Genomic DNA, 17,178 nt, shown 5'->3' on the forward strand with positions numbered 1-17,178 from the left:
CTTCGAATTCAACGGCGCCGAACCCGGTCAAGCAATGCGCGCAACCTTATCGCTTTGCGCAAATACCAGCTTCACCCCAACGTGAATCCATCCCGACCGAATGAGTTAGCGCGCAGTCCTACAGCCCCACACGATGAAGTAAAGGCGATTCCGGTCAACTTAGCCTTTGGTACGCACACCGACGCCCGTCATAGGATGCTTGCCTATGACCTTGGGCGGATATCCGTCTGCTTGTCCGTGAGAAGGCCGTGACATCCGGAAAGCGGGAGCCGCAGCGCCCCGAACGATCCAATTTTCCGAGAATATGTTGGAATCGCCGTGCGTTGCTCCCCTCGCCCGCCGCGCGGTAGAGTGAGGCCCCATCGCCAGAACCAAGCGGACGGTCGCCCCCGATGCTCACCCCCAGCAGCCCCGTCTTCCGCCACAATTTCCACGAGCTGAGCGACCTCAACCGCATCCTCTACATGGTGGCCGTCAAACCGAAATGGGACGCCCACACCCAGTTCCTCTTCGAGGGCTGCCGCGACCTGATCGGCCAGATGTATCTGGAGGAGCGCCGCGCCCTGTACGACGCCATCCTCCGTCACAAGCCGCGCCACTGCTTCGAGATCGGCACCTTCACCGGCGGCGGCAGCACCTTCTTCCTGTCCTCGGCCTTCAAGGCGCTGGGCGCCGGACAGGTGGTGACCCTGGAGGCCGACCAGAACCTCTATCTGCTGGCGGCGTCCTTCTACGAACGCTACCTGCCGGATCGGAAGCCGCACGCCAAATTCATCCACGGCAGTTCCGCCGAACGGTTCGCCCCCATCCTCGCGGAGGCCGGCGGGGCCGATTGCGTGTTTCTCGACGGCGCCTCGGACCCCGAACAGACCATGCGGCAGTTCGCGTATTTCGAGCCGCACTTCCGTCCGGGCTCGGTGCTGATGTGCCATGACTGGGACTGCGACAAGCAGGCCCTCCTGCGGCCGCACCTCGAATCGCGGGCCGACTGGCGGCTGGAGGTGCGCCTGACGGATCCCGACAGCGTCGGCTTCGTCGTCTACGTCCACGAACCGGCCTGATCCTCCTCCCACTCCCGTTCACGCAAACGTGTAGGCCCCGTGATTTGCCGGCGGGCGGCTCCGGACCTATGGTTATGGGGTGACGTCCGGATTGGGAGAGGGTCGATGCTGTTCAAGTTCCCCACCGCCTCGATGGCCCGCGAGGACGAGGTGACTCCGAAGGGGCTGGTCCTGTCGCGCCGCAGCCTGATGGCGGCCGGCACCGCGGCCTTCGCCGTCGGCGGCCTGCCCGGCTGGCCGGGGCTGGCCCAGGCCGCGGCCTTCCAGGCGCCGACCACGGTGAAGCCGGCCGACGGCAAGCTGGACGCGACCACGCCGATGAAGTCCGCCACGACCTACAACAACTACTACGAGTTCGGTACCGGCAAGAGCGACCCGGCCGATGGCGCCTCGGCGCTGCGCACCCGCCCGTGGGAGATCGTCATCGACGGCGAGGTCGCCAGGCCGACGACCATCGGCATCGACGATCTGCTGAAGTTCCCGATGGAGGAGCGCATCTACCGCCTGCGCTGCGTCGAGGGCTGGTCGATGGTGATCCCCTGGATCGGCTTCCCGCTGGCCGAGCTGCTGAAGCGGGTCGAGCCGACCGGCAACGCCAAATACGTCGCCTTCCAGACCCTGCTCGACCCGGAGCGCATGTACGGCCAGAAATCCTGGGTGCTGACCTGGCCCTACGTCGAGGGGCTGCGGCTGGACGAGGCGATGCACCCGCTGACCCTGATGGCGGTCGGCATGTACGGCGAGACGATGCCCAACCAGAACGGCGCGCCGATCCGGCTGGTGGTGCCCTGGAAATACGGCTTCAAGTCGATCAAGTCGGTGGTGAAGATCTCGCTGGTCAAGGACCAGCCGCCGACCGCCTGGAACCGCTCTCAGCCGCGCGAGTACGGCTTCTATTCGAACGTCAACCCGGAGGTCGACCACCCGCGCTGGAGCCAGGCGACGGAGCGCCGGGTCGGCGACTTCTCGCGCCGCAAGACGCTGATGTTCAACGGGTACGCCAACGAGGTCGCGTCGCTCTACACCGGCATGGACCTGAAGGCGAATTTCTGAGCCTTGCGTCCCACCCCCTCAAGGTTCCTCACATGGCTCCCGACCTCCGCCAGACCGCCAACGCCGTCCTGACCGCGCGCTGGGCCAAACCGGTCGTCTTCGCCCTCGCCCTGGTTCCCCTGTTCTGGACGGTCTGGCTGGCCTGGAGCGGCGAGCTGGGGGCCGAACCGGTGCTGGAAAGCGTCAAGCAGAGCGGGCTATGGGCCCTGCGCTTCCTGCTGATCGCGCTGGCGGTGACGCCGCTGCGGATGCTGACGGGCGTGGCGGCGCTGGCGCGCTTCCGCCGGATGATCGGGCTGTTCGCCTTCTTCTACGCGGCGGTCCATTTGTCCACCTACATCGGCCTCGACCAGTTCTTCGACTGGCCGGCGATCTGGAAGGACATCGTCAAGCGCCCCTACATCACGGTCGGCATGGGCGCCTTCCTGATCCTGGCGGCGCTCGCCGCCACCTCGACCAACGGCATGGTCAAGCGGCTGGGCGGCAAGCGCTGGCGGGCGCTGCACCGGGGCGTCTTCATCGCCGGGCTGGCCGGCTGCCTGCACTTCATCATGCTGGTGAAGGGCTGGCAGACGACGCCGCTGGTCTACGCCGCCATCGCCGCCGGGCTGCTCGCCTTCCGCCGCTGGCCGCTCCGCCTGCCCGACGCCCGCCGCGCGGAGGGCCGTGTCAGAACACGGCCCGCAGGAACCCCAGCGTCCGCAGCCGCGCCAGAGCGGCGCTTCGCGGATGGAAGCTCCCCCGCTCGTCGCAGTTGAAGCCGTGCCCGGCCGGGTAGAGATGGACGGGAACCGCCGGATGGCGCGCCGTGACGCCGGCGGCGACCTCCGGCGGGATGGCGTGGTCCCGCTCGCCGAAATGCAGCAGGGTGGGCACGCGCGGCGTCTCGTCCAGCCGCTTGCCGATGTCGCCGCCGTAATAGCCGACCGCCGCGCGCAGCGGCAGTCGCGAGGCTGCCGCCCAGGCGAGGCTGCCGCCCCAGCAATAGCCGACCAGCGCCGCGTCGCCGCCGAGACGCTCCAGCGCCGCCTGGACATCCTTCAGCGCATCCTCGGTGGACACCCGCCCCTTGAGGGCGATGCCGCGCTGGATCCCGGCCTCGTCGTAAGGCAGCTCGACCGCGCGCTCGGCCCGCTCGAACAGGTCGGGGGCGATGACCGTGTAGCCCTCGGCCGCGAAGCCGTCGCAGACCGAGCGGATGTGGCGGTTGATGCCGAAGATCTCCGGCGCGACGATCAGCCGGCCGATCTCCTCTCCCCTGGCCGCCGCCCGGTAGGCGCGGAATCGATGGCCGTCCCCGGCCGGCAATTCCACCCAGCCGCCGTCGATGCCGCTCATGCTGGCCTCCCGCCTTGCCTTGTTCCGTCCCGTGTCCCGCCCACTGTCCTGGCCAGTGTCCCGACCGTCGTCCTGCCGGTTCGGGCGGTGCGATGATCCGCCAGGATCACCGAAAGGCATTTTCCTCGCAACCGCCTAAAATACACTCTTCTGCGCGATCGATTTCCTTGGCAGCGTCAACAGGACGCGGCGCGGGACATCACCCCGCGACCGCCCGCCGGACGATCCATCGCCCCATCGAAGAGGTGCTCCTCGTGCGCAAACGTCTTGTCTTCTGCGTGCTCGCCGCGCTGGCCGGCTTCGCTTCGGCGGCCCAGGCCGCCGACACCTACAAGTTCAACCTCCACAACAAGTCGTCCGAATACGTCATCAACGGCTTCCGCACCTTCGAGAAGGGGGAGTGGAGCAAGAACTGGATCGATTTCACGCTGAAGCCCGGCGAGTCGGCCGAGATGGACTGGGGCAGCGACGAGGGAAGCTGCGTGGTTCCCTTCAAGGTCAGCTGGATCGGCTACGAGGCCGAGCAGTTCAAGGTGGACTGGTGCAAGGTCCACAACATCTACATGAAGGACAGCGGCTTCACCTTCGACTGAAGCCCCCGGACGCGGATGGGCGCAGGGCGGGACCGGACCGGCCGTCGCGGCCCCGGTTTCCGCCCTGCGCGGCACCGTCACATCACCATGTTCTGCTCGATCGCCGCGTTCTTGATCGCCTTCTGCAACTTCTCGAAGGCGCGGACCTCGATCTGGCGGACGCGCTCGCGGCTGATGCCGTATTTCTGCGACAGATCCTCCAGCGTCGTCGGCACCTCGCGCAGGCGGCGCTCCATCAGGATGTCGCGCTCGCGGTCGTTCAGGTTCTCCATGGCGCCGCTCAACAGCTTGCGGCGCTTGCCCAGCTCCTGCTGGTCGCCGAGCGTGATCTCCTGGTTGGCCGATTCGTCGACCAGCCAGTCCTGCCACTCGCCCTCGCCGTCGACGCGCAGCGGCGCGTTCAGCGAATGGTCGGGGCTGGCGAGGCGCCGGTTCATGTTGACGACGTCCTGCTCCGGCACGTCCAGCTTGGTGGCGATGGCGTTGACCTGCTCGGGCGACAGGTCGCCCTCCTCGATCGCCTGCATCTGGCCCTTCAGCCGGCGCAGGTTGAAGAACAGCTTCTTCTGGGCGGCGGTGGTGCCCATCTTCACCAGCGACCAGCTGTGCAGGATGTATTCCTGGATCGCCGCGCGGATCCACCACATCGCGTAGGTCGCCAGACGGAAGCCGCGGTCCGGGTCGAAGCGCTTGACCGCCTGCATCATGCCGACGTTGCCCTCCGAGATCAGCTCGGACAGCGGCAGCCCGTAGCCCCGGTAGCCCATGGCGATCTTGGCGACCAGCCGCAGATGGCTGGTGACGAGCTGGTGGGCGGCACCGGAATCCTCATGCTGCTGCCAGCGCTTGGCCAGCATGTATTCCTTCTGGGGCTCCAGCATCGGGAACTTGCGGATTTCCTGGAGATAGCGGGAGAGATTGCTCTCGGCCCCGATCGCCGGAACGCTGGATGCTGTCGCCATGTCTTTTCCCCTTTCCTGCGGCCCCCGCGCGCAAGGCTGCGCGGGGGGCCGTTCTTGTCTGCGCGGGCTCCCGGCCCCTCAGTCGGAGCGGGCATCGAAGCCTGCCATGGCCCCGACTCTAAACCAGGCGACCACCCCCCGCGCATTAATTTAAACCGATTCTAGGATGACAATCAGTTCATGGAAGTCGGCGGGCATCGGCGCGTGGAAGGTCATCGTCTCCTCGCGCGACGGGTGCCGGAAGGTCAGCGCGGTGGCGTGCAGGGCCTGCCGTGGAAACTCAACAAGGGCCCGGCGCGCCGGTTCCGGCAGGGTCGAGGCGTGCTTCCCCCCCGGACGCGACGAGCGGCCCCGGCCATAGAGCGGGTCGCCGACCAGCGGGTGGCCGATGTGGGCCATGTGGACGCGGATCTGGTGGGTGCGGCCGGTTTCCAGCACGCATTCGACCAGGGCGGCGGCCTGCCCGAAGCTCTTCAGCACGCGGTAGCGGGTGGCGGCGTGCTTGCCGCCATGCTCGACCACCGCCATCTTCTTGCGGTCGGCGGAGCTGCGCCCGATGGCGCCCTCGATCCGCCCCTGCCTGGGGTTGGGCACGCCCCAGACCAGCGCGTGGTAGGTGCGGCTGAGCGACCGGTCGCTGAACTGCTCGGTCAGGCCATGGTGGGCGCGGTCGTTCTTGGCGACCACCATCAGGCCGCTGGTGTCCTTGTCCAGCCGGTGGACGATGCCCGGCCGCCGCACGCCGCCGATGCCCGACAGGCTGTCGCCGCAATGGGCGAGCAGCGCGTTCACCAGCGTGTTGTCGGGGTTGCCGGCGGCGGGATGAACCACCAGACCGGCCGGCTTGTCGATCACCAGCACGTCCTCGTCCTCGAACAGCACGTCCAGGGGGATGTCCTGGGCCTCCGGCTGCGCAGCCTCAGCTTCGGGGATGAAAACGTCGAAATTTTGGCCGGGTTTGACCCTCATGGACGGGTCCGTTATCGTCCGCCCGGCCTCGCTCACCCGCCCCTGCTCCAGCAGGGCCTGCACGCGCGAACGCGAGAGGTCGGGCAGCCCGGCGGCCAGCGCCTTGTCCAGCCGCTCGCCGGCCGCCGTCACGGGAACCGTGTAGGCGAGCGGTGCCTGCTGGACGCTGTCGCCGGACTCGGGCATCGTTCCGGGCATCGATCGGGCGTCTTTCATCGCGTGTTCGCCAGTTTTCTCTTGTCGTCTCATTTGTCCGGGAGTGGACCCCAAACCGTGCAGATCCTCAAGGCACTCGTCGTCATCATGGGCGTTCTGATCATCGCCGGCTTCACCTTCCTCGGGGTGGAGCTTTACAAACGCGCGACCGATCCCAGCCGCGCCGCCCAACAGGCCGCCGATTCCGACCGTGCGCCGCCCGGCCGCGAACCCGCCGACGTCACGCTGGACGTGCCCGCCGGGTCGCGCATCGGCGAGATCGTGGTGGTCAACAACCGCGTCCTGTTCAAGGTCACCCTGCCCCAGGGGCTGGATCGGCTGTACATGATGGATCCGCGCAACGGCGCCGTCACCGCGACCGTCACCGCCGGCAAGCCCGCCCCCTGACCCCTTCCCAGACCCGGACCCTCGACCATGCATGATTTCCGCAGCGACAATGTGGCGGGCGCGGCGCCGGAGGTGATGACGGCCCTGGCCGCCGCCTCGACCGGCTCGGCCAGCCCCTACGGCGACGACCCGTTGACCCGCCGGCTGACCGAGCGCCTGTCGGCGCTGTTCGAGACCCCGGTGGCGGTGTTCCCGGTGGCGACCGGAACGGCGGCCAACGCCCTGGCGCTGTCGGCGCTGGTGCCCCCCTTCGGCGCGGTCTATTGCCACGAGGAGGCGCACATCACGGTGGACGAATGCGGCGCCCCCGAATTCTTCACCGGCGGCGCCAAGCTGGTGCCCCTGCCGGGCGCCGGCGGCAAGCTGACGCCGGAGGCGGTGGCGCGGGCGGTGGCGCGGGCCGGCGTCAACGTCGTCCACCGGGTTCAGCCGGCGGCGCTCAGCCTGACCCAGGCGACCGAGGCCGGCACCGTCTACAGCCCGGCCGAGGTCGGGGCGCTGGTCGACGTGGCGCACGCCAACGGCATGGCGGTCCACATGGACGGGGCGCGCTTCGCCAACGCGATGGCCCATCTGGGCTGCGCGCCGGCCGACGTGACGTGGCGGGCCGGGGTGGACGTGCTGGCGCTGGGCGGCACCAAGGGCGGCTGCCTGGCGGCCGAGGCGGTGGTCTTCTTCAATCCGGCGATGGCCGAGGATTTCGGCTACGCCCGCAAGCGCGGCGGCCATCTGGTGTCGAAGACGCGCTTCCTGTCGGCGCAGCTCGACGCGTGGCTGGCCGACGGCCTGTGGCTGCGCCTCGCCCATCACGCCAACGCCATGGCCGCGCGCTTGGCGACGGGGCTGGCCGGTGTTCCCGAGGTCACGCTGGAGCATCCGGTGGAGGCGAACGAACTGTTCGTGCGCCTGCCGGAAAAGACCATCCGGGCGCTGGAGACGGAAGGTTTCGCATTCTACCGTTGGGACGACGGATTGGTGCGCCTGGTGACCTCCTTCGACACGCCGGCGGCCGCGGTGGACGCTTTTCTAAAAATCGTATCGGCGACGAAAGAAAGTGCTTGATCACTTCGTCAGGGTTCGCTAAAAACCCGCCCACGCCAACGACGTCCCCTTCGTCTAGAGGCCTAGGACACCGCCCTCTCACGGCGGTAACAGGGGTTCGAATCCCCTAGGGGACGCCAACCGCGTCAATGACTTAAGCCCCGCCTCGTGCGGGGCTTAGTCGTTTTGAAGGGTTTCTCGAGCGGCATCGAACCGCACGCCCCCGAGACAGGGAATGTCCGGAATTCCGTGCTCGGCGGGGCGGGTGTCAGGCGCTCCTTTCGCTTCAGGATAAGCCGGCCGAGCACGACCCCCCGGATACTCCCGACCCTCCCGGCCGCTGCGCTGAAAACTCGTCGCGCAGGACGGTCTTCAGAATCTTCCCATAGCTGTTCTTGGGCAGCTCGTCGCGGAACACGTATTGCCTGGGCTTCTTGAAGGAAGCGATCTCCGCCCGGCACCAGTTTTCCAGGTCACCGGTGTCGCACGCCATCCCGTCGCGACGGACGACGAAGGCGACGACCTGCTCGCCCCATTCCGGGTCGGGCACGCCGATCACCGACACTTCGAGGATCGCCGGGTGCCGCGCCAGCACCTCCTCCACCTCGCGGGGGTAGATGTTGGTGCCGCCGGAGATGATGACGTCCTTCGAGCGGTCGGTCAGGGTCAGGAACCCGTCCTCGTCCAGCCGGCCGATGTCGCCGGTGCGCAGCCAGCCGTCGACGACGGTCTGGCCGGTCGCGTCCGCGTTGTTCCAGTAGCCCTTCATGACGGTGTCGCCGGACACCAGGAGCTCGCCGGGCGTTCCGGCCGGGACCTCGCGCAGATCGTCATCCACCACCTTGATGGCGATGCAGGCCTGGGCGTAGCCGACCGAGGCGCGCCGCTCCCGCCAGCGTGGGTGGGTCTCGTCGGACACCACATGGCGCGGCAGGACGCTGATCGTCATCGGGCTCTCGCCCTGACCATAGATTTGAGCGAACCGTGGCCCCAGCACCGACAGCGCGTCGTCGATGTCGGCCGCGTACATCGGGCCGCCGCCGTAGACGACCAGCTTGATGCCGTCGCCGTCGTAGCCGGCCGTTCTGGCCGTCTCCGTCAACCGCTTGACCATGGTCGGCGCCGCGAAGAAGGACAGGCGCCGGTGATGACGTGCAAGCCCGATGATCTCCTCCGGATCGAAGCCCTGGGAGACCGGGACGACATGGCGCGCGCCGGCACGGACATAGGCGAAGTTGTAGAGACCGGCCCCGTGGGACAGGGGGGCCGCGTAGAGCGCCTGGTCCCCCGGTTCGACGCGGTCGACGTCGAGCCCGTAGCAGAAGGTCATGACCGCCAGGTTCCAATGCGTCAGCATCACCCCCTTGGGCCGTCCCGTGGTGCCCGAGGTGTAGAAGAGCCACGCCACATCGTCCTTGCGGGTGGGGTACGGCTTGCCCGCCGCCGCGGCGGATTCCAGCATCCCACGGTACTCGGGCGACCGGACACCGACCTCGGCGCAGGAGGCCGGCAGGGCGCAGGCCGTGTGAAGCGCGCCCCCGTCGGTGAAGACCACCGACGCTCCGGAGGCTTCGACGATCCAGGCGACCTCCTTGGGGTGCAGCTTGTTGTTCACCGGAACGGTCACGCCGCCGGCCCACCAGACGGCGTACAGGATCTCCAGATAGTCCGGGCAATTCTTCAGGAAGAGGGCGACCCGGTCGCCGGGCTTCACGCCATAAGTGTTCGTGAGCGCGGCGGCAAGCCGCCGGCTGCGCTCGGCGAACGCACCGTAGGTCGCGTGCAGCGCCTCGCCGTGGAAGATGGCCGGCGCGTCGGGGGTCGCCGTGGCGGAGGCGTGCAGCCAATTCGCGATGTTCATGGTGCGGTCCCCCTCTAAGCGCGCCCGGCTTCCAGGACGGAGGCATAGTTGGCGACGCCGGCGCCACCCATGTTGAACACCAGCCCAAGCGCGGCGCCGGGCTGTTGCAGGTCGCCGGCCTGCCCTGTCAGCTGGCGGTAGGCGATGGCGTGCATCGACACGCCCGTCGCGCCGACCGGATGCCCCTTCGCCTTCAGGCCGCCCGAGAGGTTGACGGGCGTCCGTCCGCCGCGATGGACCACGCCGTCCTTCAGCGCGCGGATGCCCTTGCCCTTGTCCGCAACCCCCATCGCTTCGTAGATCAGCAGCTCGGCGATCGTGAAGCAGTCATGGACCTCGGCGAAATGGAGATCCTCCACGCCGATGCCGGCGTCCCGGTAGGCGGTCCGGATCGCCCGTTCGGGGCCCTCGAAGGCCAGGAAGTCGCGCGTCGCCATGGGCAGGCAATCGCTGACATGCGCCGCGGAGCGGAAGCGGACGCTGCGCTTGAAGCCCGCGGCGTTGCCGGCCCGCGTGAGGACCAGGGCCGCGGCGCCGTCGGTGACCAGCGAGCAGTCGGTCAGGCGGAGCGGCGGAGCGATCAGTGGGTTCTTCTCGCTGACCGTGTTGCAGGTCTCGAAATCCATCGCCCGGCGCATCTGCGCCAGGGGATTCGCCAGCGCGTTCGTGTGGTTCTTCGACGCGATCAGCGCCATCGCCTCCAGCGGGTCGGCGTAGCGTTCCCGGTACTGCCGGGCGGCGAGCGCGAACAGCTGGGGGAAGCTGAGGCCGGCTTCGGCCGCGTCGTTCTGGTACCCCGCTCCCGCCAGGGCCTGGGTGACGTCCGCCGTGGAGCGATGCGTCATCTTCTCCGCGCCGACCACCAGCACCGTTTCCGCCCGCCTGGCGAGGATCGCGTGAAGGCCGGCATGGATCGCCGCCGCCCCCGACGCGCAGGCGTTCTCGCAGCGGACGGCCGGCTTGAAGCGGAGAGACGGCGACAGCTGGTGGATCAGGGAGGAGGCGAAGCCGTCGGGGACGAGCCCGGAATTGAAATGCCCGAGAAACACGGCGTCGATGGCCGACGGGTCGATCCCGGCTTCGTCGACCGCTTCCCGCGCCGACGCGACGATGAGATCCTCCAGGGTCTGTCCGGTCAATTTCCCGAAAGCCGTGTGGCCGCTTCCGACGATGCAAACCTCGGGGCTGATCACTGGCCGTCTCCCATTGTTCGTGTAGCAAATTTTTACGGCCAAAAACACATTGGCTCCATTCGTGCAAATACCTATAAGCCTACGTAGTTCCACGAGGCTGGCCGGGTTTCACCGGCCGGGTTTCAAGGGAGGATCGCGTGAGCGTTCTCGCGTCGGACTCGATGATGCGGATGGGCTTCCTGGAGTCCCCCACCGCCCAGCTCGTGCTGGCCAGGCGGCGCATCATGGAATGCAACAAGGCCGTGGAAAGGATGTTCGGCTATTCCCGCGCGGAGCTGGTCGGCCAGTCGGTCCGCAAGCTCTACCCGAGCACGGCCGATTACGACGCGATCGGGGAGCGGTGTGAAAAGGCCCTGCAAACGCAGAAGGACTATGAAGACGAGCGCTTCATGCAGAAGCGGAACGCCGACATCTTCTGGGTAAGGGCCTGCGGTGTCACCCTGTCACCCGGGACACCGTTCGACCTGATGGTCTGGAGCTTCGTCATCATCGCGGAGGCTGTCGTCAAGTCGGTGTCCCTGACGGTGCGCGAGCGGGAGATCGCCCGGTACATCGTGAACGGCCACACGTCCAAGGAGATCGCCAACATCCTCAACATCTCGCACCGGACGGTCGAGGCCCATCGCGCGCAGGTGATGAGGAAGGTCGGCGCAAGGAACGCGGCGGATCTGGTGTCGCAGATCATCCTGGTCGAATAGGAACTCTTGGCCGGTGCGGCGGTCGGCCACCATCCCTCCCGCCGACGGGGCCAGGGGAGGATGGCGGGGATCCCTTCTCATACCAATCCCGGAACGTTCCGCGCGGCCGCCGTCGCGGCCGATGCCAGGAGCGGGCGTCAAGATTTTCCGGCCCTGGCATCACTCCTCGCGGAAAGCCTTGCGGAAACTGTCCTCGATCGGCTGCGTCAGGTAACGCAACAAGGTCCGCTCGCCGGTGACGATCAGCGTTTCCGCAGGCATGCCCGGCAGGAGATGCACGTCCCTCAATGCCGTGAGCTGGGCCGCGTCCACCGCCACGCGGGCCTGATAGTAGGGCTGCCCGGTGCGCTCGTCGGTCACCGCATCGGCCGACACGCGCAGCACCGCGCCGTCGAGCTGCGGCGTGGTGCGGCTCTTGAATGCGCTCAGCACCACCTTTGCCGGCAGGCCGGCGTGCACCACGTCGATGTCGGTCGGGCTGACCCGCGCGTCGATCACCAGACGGTCATCGAGCGGCACGAGATCCAGGATCGCCTCGCCGGGCGCCACCACCGCCCCCGGTGCGAAGGCGCGCAAATTCATCACCGTGCCGGACTCCGGCGCCAGCACGTCGCGCCGGCCGTGACGGATGGAGGCGGCGGCCAGCTTTTCCTCGGCCTCGGCGCGACGGATCTGCACGTCGCGCAGTTCGGTGGCGACCTCGCTCTGCTGGTCGGCGCGCAGGCCCAGGATCTCCAGCTCCGCCTGCGCGATGCCCTCGCGGGCCTGGGCGATGCGGTTGGCAAGGTCGCCCTGCACCCCTTCCAGTTCCACCGCCTGCCGCATCAGGGCGAGCAGCCTCGGCTTGCGCTCCAACCCCTTGGCGACCATCTCCGCCACGGCTGCCGTTTCCTCCTGGATCAGGACAAGCTGGCGCCCTCCGGCCTTGCGTTGCGCCTCCAGGCCGGCGATCTGCGCCTCCAGCTGGGCGATTCGCTGCCGGGTGACCACGGCGCGCCCCTCCAGGCTGGCGCGACGGCTGGCGAAGATGCGCTCCTGTCCGCCGAGCATTTCCGCCACGCTCGCGGCGGAGACCGGGTCGGCGGCCTTCGCGGCCAGAGCCTTGGGCAGGGCCATCGCCGGCGCCTCGTCGCGCTCGGCGATCAGCCGCGTCTCCTGCGCCAGCAACGCCCAGAGCTGCCCTTCCAGCAGCGTCACCGTCGAACGGGATTCCAGATCGTCGAGCCGGATCAACGGTTGCCCCGCCACCACGCGGTCGCCGTCGCGCACCAGAAGCTCCGCAACGATGCCGCCGTCCAGATGCTGCACGGTCTTTCGATGACTGTCGGCGGTGACGGTGCCGGGCGCCACCGCCGCGCTGGCGAGCGGGGCGAGCGCGGCCCAGGCGCCGAAGCCCCCGAAACCGGCGAGCCCCAGCGCAAGACCGGCGACGACGAACCGGCCGACCGGCGGGCGCGACGGCGGAGGATCGACAGGGTTGTCTTTGGCCATAACCGAACCTCACTCCCCCATCTGAAGCGTCGGCGCCTGGACCATGAAGGGCTGGCCCCCCGGTGAATGCGCCGCGCCGGCCTGGGCTCCGCGCGCGGGCGCCGCCCCGCCGGGCACCGATTGCAGGGTGCGGCGCTTCAGCGCCTCCAGCACCTCGGCACGCGGGCCGAACGCCTCCACCCGACCGTCGCGCAAGGCGACCATGCGGTCCACCTGGGCCAGCGTGCCGGGCCGATGACCGATGACGATCACGCAGGCTCCCCGTTCCTTCAACGCCGCGATGGCCCGGTTCAGCGCCTGCTCGCCCTCGGCGTCGAGGCTGGCGTTGGGCTCGTCCAGAACCACCAGCTTCGGGGCGCCGTACAGCGCACGGGCCAGGGCGATCCGCTGGCGCTGCCCGCCGGACAGGAAGGCGCCGCCGTCGCCGACCTCGGTGTCGTAGCCGTTCGGCAGCCGCAGGATCATGGCGTGGCAGTCGGCGAGCCGTGCCGCCTCCACCACCGCGTCCGGGGCGGGCTCGCCCAGCCGGGCGATGTTCTCCGCCACCGTGCCGGCGAACAGTTCGACATCCTGCGGCAGATAGCCGATGTGCCGGCCGACGTCGTCGCGCCGCCACTGGAACAGGTCGGCGCCGTCCAGCCGCACCGCGCCACCCAACGGCGGGTGCAGCCCGACCAGAAGCCGGGCCAGCGTCGATTTGCCGGCCGCCGACGGGCCGACGATCGCCAGCGCCTCGCCGGCCCGCGCCTCGAACGACACGTTGTTCAGCAGCGGCCGTCCCCGATCGCCGATGCGGAACGCCACGGTCTGCACGGTCAGCCGCCCGGCCGGCGGCGGCAGCGGCAAACCGGCGGAGCGGCGCATCGGCCGCGCGAAGAACGCGGTCAGCCGGCGCCAGGCATCGCGCCCCGCGCTGACCTGCCGCCAGCCGCCGATGGCCTGCTCCACCGGGGCGAGCGCCCGGCCGACCACCAGCGACGCGGCCATCATCGAGCCGGCGCCCATCTCGTGCCGCACCACCAGCCAGGCGCCGGCCCCCAGCATGGCCACCTGCACCATCTGCCGCAGGAACTTGGTCAGGTTCAGCAGCGCCGTCCCACGCCGATGCGCCCGCTCCTGCAAGTCGAGCGCGCGGGCGTGGTCGCGCTCCCACCGGCGGGTCAGGCCGGGCAGCAGGTGCATGGCGTCCACCGCCTCGGCGTTGCGCATGGCGGTCTCGGCGGTGGCCAGGGCGCGGGTGCTGGCTGCGGCGGCTTCGCCCAGACTGGCGCGGGTGACCCGGTCGTTGATCAGCGCCAGCGCGAACAGCAGCAGCGCGGAGGCCATCGCGACATGTCCCAGCACCGGGTGCAGCGCGTAGAGCAACGCCAGATAGACCGGAACCCAGGGCGCGTCGAACAGAAAGGTCAGGCCGTTGCCGAGCACGCCGCGCACGGTTCCGAGGTCACGCAGGATTTCGGCACGCTGCCCCTGCCCGAGCAGGGCGCCGTCCACCATCCGCTCCAGCATCGGCGGGCCGAGGCGGCGTTCCATCCAGTCGCCCAGCACGCCGAGCGTCCGCACCCGCAGGTAGTCGAGCGCGCCGAGCAGGGCCAGCGCCCCCGCGGCGATCAGCGACAGGAACAGCAGCGTCGACAGACTGCCCGACGGCAGAACCCGGTCGTAGACCTGCATCATGTACAGCGAGGAGGTCAACATCAGCAGGTTAACGAGCAGGCTGAACCCGGCCACCCACAGCAGCGGCGCCCGGCAGCGCGCGACGATCGCCGCGGGGCCGGGCACGGCCGCCGCTTGACGGGCGGTCTTCTCCGTCGACGGCGCGGGGGGGGGCATCAGACGGGCTTGCGGTCGTCGGGGCCGGCTTTGCCGGCGCCGGACTTCAGGGCCTCCGGCAAGCCGTCGCCGGCCGCATCGCCGGTCTCGCCGGCTCCAGCCGAAAACGGGAAGACACCGGAATGTCTTGCCGCACCCAGGGTCTTCCACCGGGCGGCTCCTGACGACGGTAAAGCATTCAGAGGCGCGGTCTGGCCGATCATCATGGCGCATTCCCAATCGAATGGATGGCCCTGGCATTGGTTGCCGAACCCGGCCAACATAAGCCCAGCATCAGTAAACGATTCGTTAACTTCTCAAACCACCTTTAGAATTACCCGAATAATTTCCTTCATAAGTATTTATTTTGAGAGCGAATCATTAGTTTTCTATTCTTATGTATTTATATTTTTACTTGACTCTTGCGGTTTCTCTAAAATAACCCTGTAAAGCCAGGCAGGCTGGCCGAATTTGGAGAAAAAAATGGCGACCTATTACGGCGATGCGGGCGCAAATAACCTTGGTCCATACAGCGGACCCAACACGATTTATGGCGGCGCGGGCAACGACACCATCTATGGATACACCGACAACGATCGCCTGGATGGGGAGGATGGCGACGACCAGATCACGGGCTGGTTCGGAAACGACACCATCTTCGGGGGAAATGGCAATGACTTCCTCGATGGGTGGGACAACAACGATATTATTTACGGCGAAGCCGGAAACGACACCATCTATGGCGGAAACAACAACGACACCATTAATGGCGGATCCGGCGACGACTATATCTATGGCGACTACGGCACCGAGAGCGGACAGGACGTTCTTGCGGGCGGCTCCGGAAACGACACCATCGAAGGCGGCTCCGACAACGACTTCTACATCTTCAACTTCGGCTCGGACGGCCAGGATCTCTATTACGATTCCCAAGGCGATTACGACACGGTCCGCGTCAATGGCGTGACCAACATCAGCCAGCTCACCATCACCTCCGCCGCCGCCTATGGCGGCAGCGCCAACAACCTCGTCATCCACAAGGATGGCTCGCTCTCCGAATACATACAGATCTACGACTTCTACAGCGGGAGCGGATTCGGCGCCGGCCGCATCGAATACCTCGATGTGAACGGATCGACCTTCTGGCTCAGCGACTACATCGACCGGGTCTGAGCCCGGCCATGGTGCGGTCGGGGGACGCCGTTCCCCGACCGGACACCGCAGCAATCCCGCCCGACCATGAAAATCGCCTTCATCCATCAGAATTTTCCCGGCCAGTACAAGCATCTGGCCGCGGCGCTGGCAGCCGACCCGTCCAACCAGGTTGCCTTCATCTCCCGCCGCGCCGACCGGGACATCCCCGGCGTGCGAAGACTGACCTACGGCACGCGGCGCACCGCCGGTCCACCGACCCACCCGTATCTGCTGAGCACCGAAAACGCCGTCCTGCATGGGCAGGAGGTCGCGCGCGTCCTTTTGTCGCTGCGCAAGGAGGGTTCCGTCCCCGACATCGTCGTCGGTCATCCCGGCTGGGGCGAGACGCTGTTCGTCAAGGACGTTTTGCCGCAGGTGCCGTACCTGAGCTACTGCGAGTTCTACTATGGCGCGCAGGACCGGGATTTCGGCTTCGACCCTGTCTATCCGCCCGACCTCGACGCCCGGCTGAGCCTGCGCATGCGCAACACGCCGCTGCTGCTGGCGCTGGAGAGCTGCGACCGGGGAATCGCGCCGACCGAATGGCAGCGGGCCACCCATCCCGAGCCGTTCCGGTCCAAGATCGCGACCATTCACGACGGCGTCGACACCGCCGGCCTGCGCCCCGATCCGGCGGCGCGCGTCACCCTGCCGGACGGCCGCGTGCTGGCGCCCGGCGATCCGGTGGTGACCTACGCCGCCCGCAATCTGGAGCCATACCGCGGTTTTCCCAACTTCCTGCGGGCGGTTCCGCGCATCCTGGACGCGCGGCCCGACGCCACCATCCTGATCGTCGGCGGCGACGAGACCAGCTATGGCGCCCGCCCCCGGGAAGGCGGCACATGGCGCGAGGCGATGCTGAGGGAGGTGCCAGTCGATCCCGCGCGGGTGGTCTTCCTGGGGCACCTGCCCTATGAGCGCTTCCTGGCGGTGATCGGGGTGTCGCGGGTCCACGTCTATCTCACCTACCCCTTCGTGCTGTCCTGGTCGATGCTGGAGGTGATGGCGCTCGGCCGCGTGGTGGTGGGCTCCGACACCGCGCCGGTGCGCGAGGTCATCCGGCATGGCGAGAACGGCCTGCTCGCCGATTTCTTCTCGCCCGGGTCGATCGCCGACCGCGTGATCGATGTGCTGGGCGATCCTGGCGCCTTCGCCCCGCTGGGCCGGGCCGCCCGCCGGACGGTGATCGACCGCTATGCCCGTCCCGATTGCCTGGCCCGCCAGACCCGCCTGATCCACGACATGGCCGGGCGCTGAAGGGCACTGAAACGTGCCGCATTTTCCGGAGGCCGGTTTGGCTGAGTCACGC

At 68.1% G+C, this 17,178-nt stretch carries 17 protein-coding genes and 1 tRNA gene; 10 read left to right on the forward strand and 8 right to left on the reverse strand.

The genetic code is table 11. The features are described from left to right. Positions 1 to 392: 392 nt before the first annotated feature. The 3 genes from J2847_RS25035 to J2847_RS25045 all read left to right on the forward strand — a co-directional run bounded on the left by J2847_RS25035 (position 393) and on the right by J2847_RS25045 (position 2,872). Positions 393 to 1,061: an O-methyltransferase gene (locus J2847_RS25035; RefSeq protein WP_209781508.1), complete on the forward strand. Its 669-nt coding sequence runs from the start codon at positions 393 to 395 to the stop codon at positions 1,059 to 1,061. Positions 1,062 to 1,166: 105 nt separating this feature from the next. Beyond that, positions 1,167 to 2,114, forward strand: a complete 948-nt coding sequence (gene msrP, locus J2847_RS25040) for a protein-methionine-sulfoxide reductase catalytic subunit MsrP (protein WP_209781509.1) — start codon at positions 1,167 to 1,169, stop codon at positions 2,112 to 2,114. 32 nt (positions 2,115 to 2,146) lie between these two features. Then, positions 2,147 to 2,872 carry a protein-methionine-sulfoxide reductase heme-binding subunit MsrQ gene (locus J2847_RS25045; RefSeq protein WP_209781510.1) on the forward strand — a complete coding sequence of 242 codons (726 nt, stop codon included), beginning with the start codon at positions 2,147 to 2,149 and terminating at the stop codon, positions 2,870 to 2,872. On the opposite strand, the gene J2847_RS25050 is transcribed toward J2847_RS25045, so the two are convergent. Continuing rightward, on the reverse strand, positions 2,784 to 3,452 hold the full coding sequence (locus J2847_RS25050; RefSeq protein WP_209781511.1) for a dienelactone hydrolase family protein: 669 nt from the start codon (positions 3,450 to 3,452) through the stop codon (positions 2,784 to 2,786). The genes J2847_RS25045 and J2847_RS25050 overlap by 89 nt on opposite strands. A 254-nt stretch (positions 3,453 to 3,706) precedes the next feature. Here J2847_RS25050 and J2847_RS25055 point away from each other — a divergent pair, with 254 nt between their 5' ends. Next, the gene (locus tag J2847_RS25055; protein WP_209781512.1) at positions 3,707 to 4,045 is read left to right on the forward strand and encodes a hypothetical protein; all 339 of its coding nucleotides are present in this window, start codon (positions 3,707 to 3,709) and stop codon (positions 4,043 to 4,045) included. Positions 4,046 to 4,122: 77 nt separating this feature from the next. Here the strand turns inward: J2847_RS25055 and rpoH are convergent, their stop codons facing one another. Both rpoH and J2847_RS25065 read right to left on the reverse strand, forming a co-directional pair. After that, on the reverse strand, positions 4,123 to 5,007 hold the full coding sequence (gene rpoH / locus J2847_RS25060; protein ID WP_209781513.1) for an RNA polymerase sigma factor RpoH: 885 nt from the start codon (positions 5,005 to 5,007) through the stop codon (positions 4,123 to 4,125). Positions 5,008 to 5,157: 150 nt separating this feature from the next. Beyond that, positions 5,158 to 6,174: an RluA family pseudouridine synthase gene (locus tag J2847_RS25065; RefSeq protein ID WP_233474769.1), complete on the reverse strand. Its 1,017-nt coding sequence runs from the start codon at positions 6,172 to 6,174 to the stop codon at positions 5,158 to 5,160. Between the two features lie 75 nt (positions 6,175 to 6,249). Here J2847_RS25065 and J2847_RS25070 point away from each other — a divergent pair, with 75 nt between their 5' ends. From J2847_RS25070 to J2847_RS25080, 3 genes are all read left to right on the forward strand, one after another. Then, entirely contained in the window at positions 6,250 to 6,579 is a 330-nt protein-coding gene (locus J2847_RS25070; protein ID WP_209781515.1) for a hypothetical protein, read from the forward strand. A gap of 27 nt (positions 6,580 to 6,606) precedes the next feature. Then, complete coding sequence (locus J2847_RS25075; RefSeq protein WP_209781516.1) at positions 6,607 to 7,641, forward strand: threonine aldolase family protein; 1,035 nt, start codon at positions 6,607 to 6,609, stop codon at positions 7,639 to 7,641. Between the two features lie 43 nt (positions 7,642 to 7,684). Then, a tRNA-Glu gene (locus tag J2847_RS25080) sits at positions 7,685 to 7,760 on the forward strand. 146 nt (positions 7,761 to 7,906) lie between these two features. Here J2847_RS25080 and J2847_RS25085 read toward each other — a convergent pair. Continuing rightward, a complete protein-coding gene (locus tag J2847_RS25085; RefSeq protein WP_209781517.1) occupies positions 7,907 to 9,481 on the reverse strand; it encodes a class I adenylate-forming enzyme family protein in 1,575 nt (524 codons plus the stop codon). A 14-nt stretch (positions 9,482 to 9,495) separates the two neighbouring features. Further along, positions 9,496 to 10,674, reverse strand: a complete 1,179-nt coding sequence (locus J2847_RS25090; RefSeq protein ID WP_411800651.1) for an acetyl-CoA acetyltransferase — start codon at positions 10,672 to 10,674, stop codon at positions 9,496 to 9,498. 137 nt (positions 10,675 to 10,811) lie between these two features. Between J2847_RS25090 and J2847_RS25095 the strand changes: the two genes are divergently transcribed. Then, on the forward strand, positions 10,812 to 11,372 hold the full coding sequence (locus J2847_RS25095) for a LuxR C-terminal-related transcriptional regulator (RefSeq protein WP_209781518.1): 561 nt from the start codon (positions 10,812 to 10,814) through the stop codon (positions 11,370 to 11,372). Positions 11,373 to 11,531: 159 nt separating this feature from the next. On the opposite strand, the gene J2847_RS25100 is transcribed toward J2847_RS25095, so the two are convergent. The 3 genes from J2847_RS25100 to J2847_RS25110 are packed head-to-tail and all read right to left on the reverse strand — an operon-like array spanning position 11,532 to position 14,902. Continuing rightward, on the reverse strand, positions 11,532 to 12,863 hold the full coding sequence (locus J2847_RS25100) for an HlyD family type I secretion periplasmic adaptor subunit (RefSeq protein ID WP_209781519.1): 1,332 nt from the start codon (positions 12,861 to 12,863) through the stop codon (positions 11,532 to 11,534). Positions 12,864 to 12,872: 9 nt separating this feature from the next. Continuing rightward, the gene (locus J2847_RS25105) at positions 12,873 to 14,696 is read right to left on the reverse strand and encodes a type I secretion system permease/ATPase (RefSeq protein WP_209781520.1); all 1,824 of its coding nucleotides are present in this window, start codon (positions 14,694 to 14,696) and stop codon (positions 12,873 to 12,875) included. Beyond that, positions 14,696 to 14,902, reverse strand: a complete 207-nt coding sequence (locus J2847_RS25110) for a hypothetical protein (RefSeq protein ID WP_209781521.1) — start codon at positions 14,900 to 14,902, stop codon at positions 14,696 to 14,698. Before J2847_RS25110 ends, J2847_RS25105 begins: the two co-directional genes overlap by 1 nt. 256 nt (positions 14,903 to 15,158) lie before the next feature. On the opposite strand from J2847_RS25110, the gene J2847_RS25115 reads away from it, so the two are divergent. Together J2847_RS25115 and J2847_RS25120 are read left to right on the forward strand one after the other, a co-directional pair. After that, positions 15,159 to 15,848, forward strand: coding sequence for a calcium-binding protein (locus J2847_RS25115; RefSeq protein WP_085552259.1), 690 nt, complete (start codon positions 15,159 to 15,161; stop codon positions 15,846 to 15,848). A 66-nt stretch (positions 15,849 to 15,914) separates the two neighbouring features. Continuing rightward, positions 15,915 to 17,126: a glycosyltransferase family 4 protein gene (locus tag J2847_RS25120; RefSeq protein ID WP_209781522.1), complete on the forward strand. Its 1,212-nt coding sequence runs from the start codon at positions 15,915 to 15,917 to the stop codon at positions 17,124 to 17,126. Positions 17,127 to 17,178 lie beyond the last annotated feature (52 nt).

It is taken from the genome of Azospirillum agricola (assembly GCF_017876095.1).
Lineage (GTDB): Bacteria > Pseudomonadota > Alphaproteobacteria > Azospirillales > Azospirillaceae > Azospirillum > Azospirillum agricola.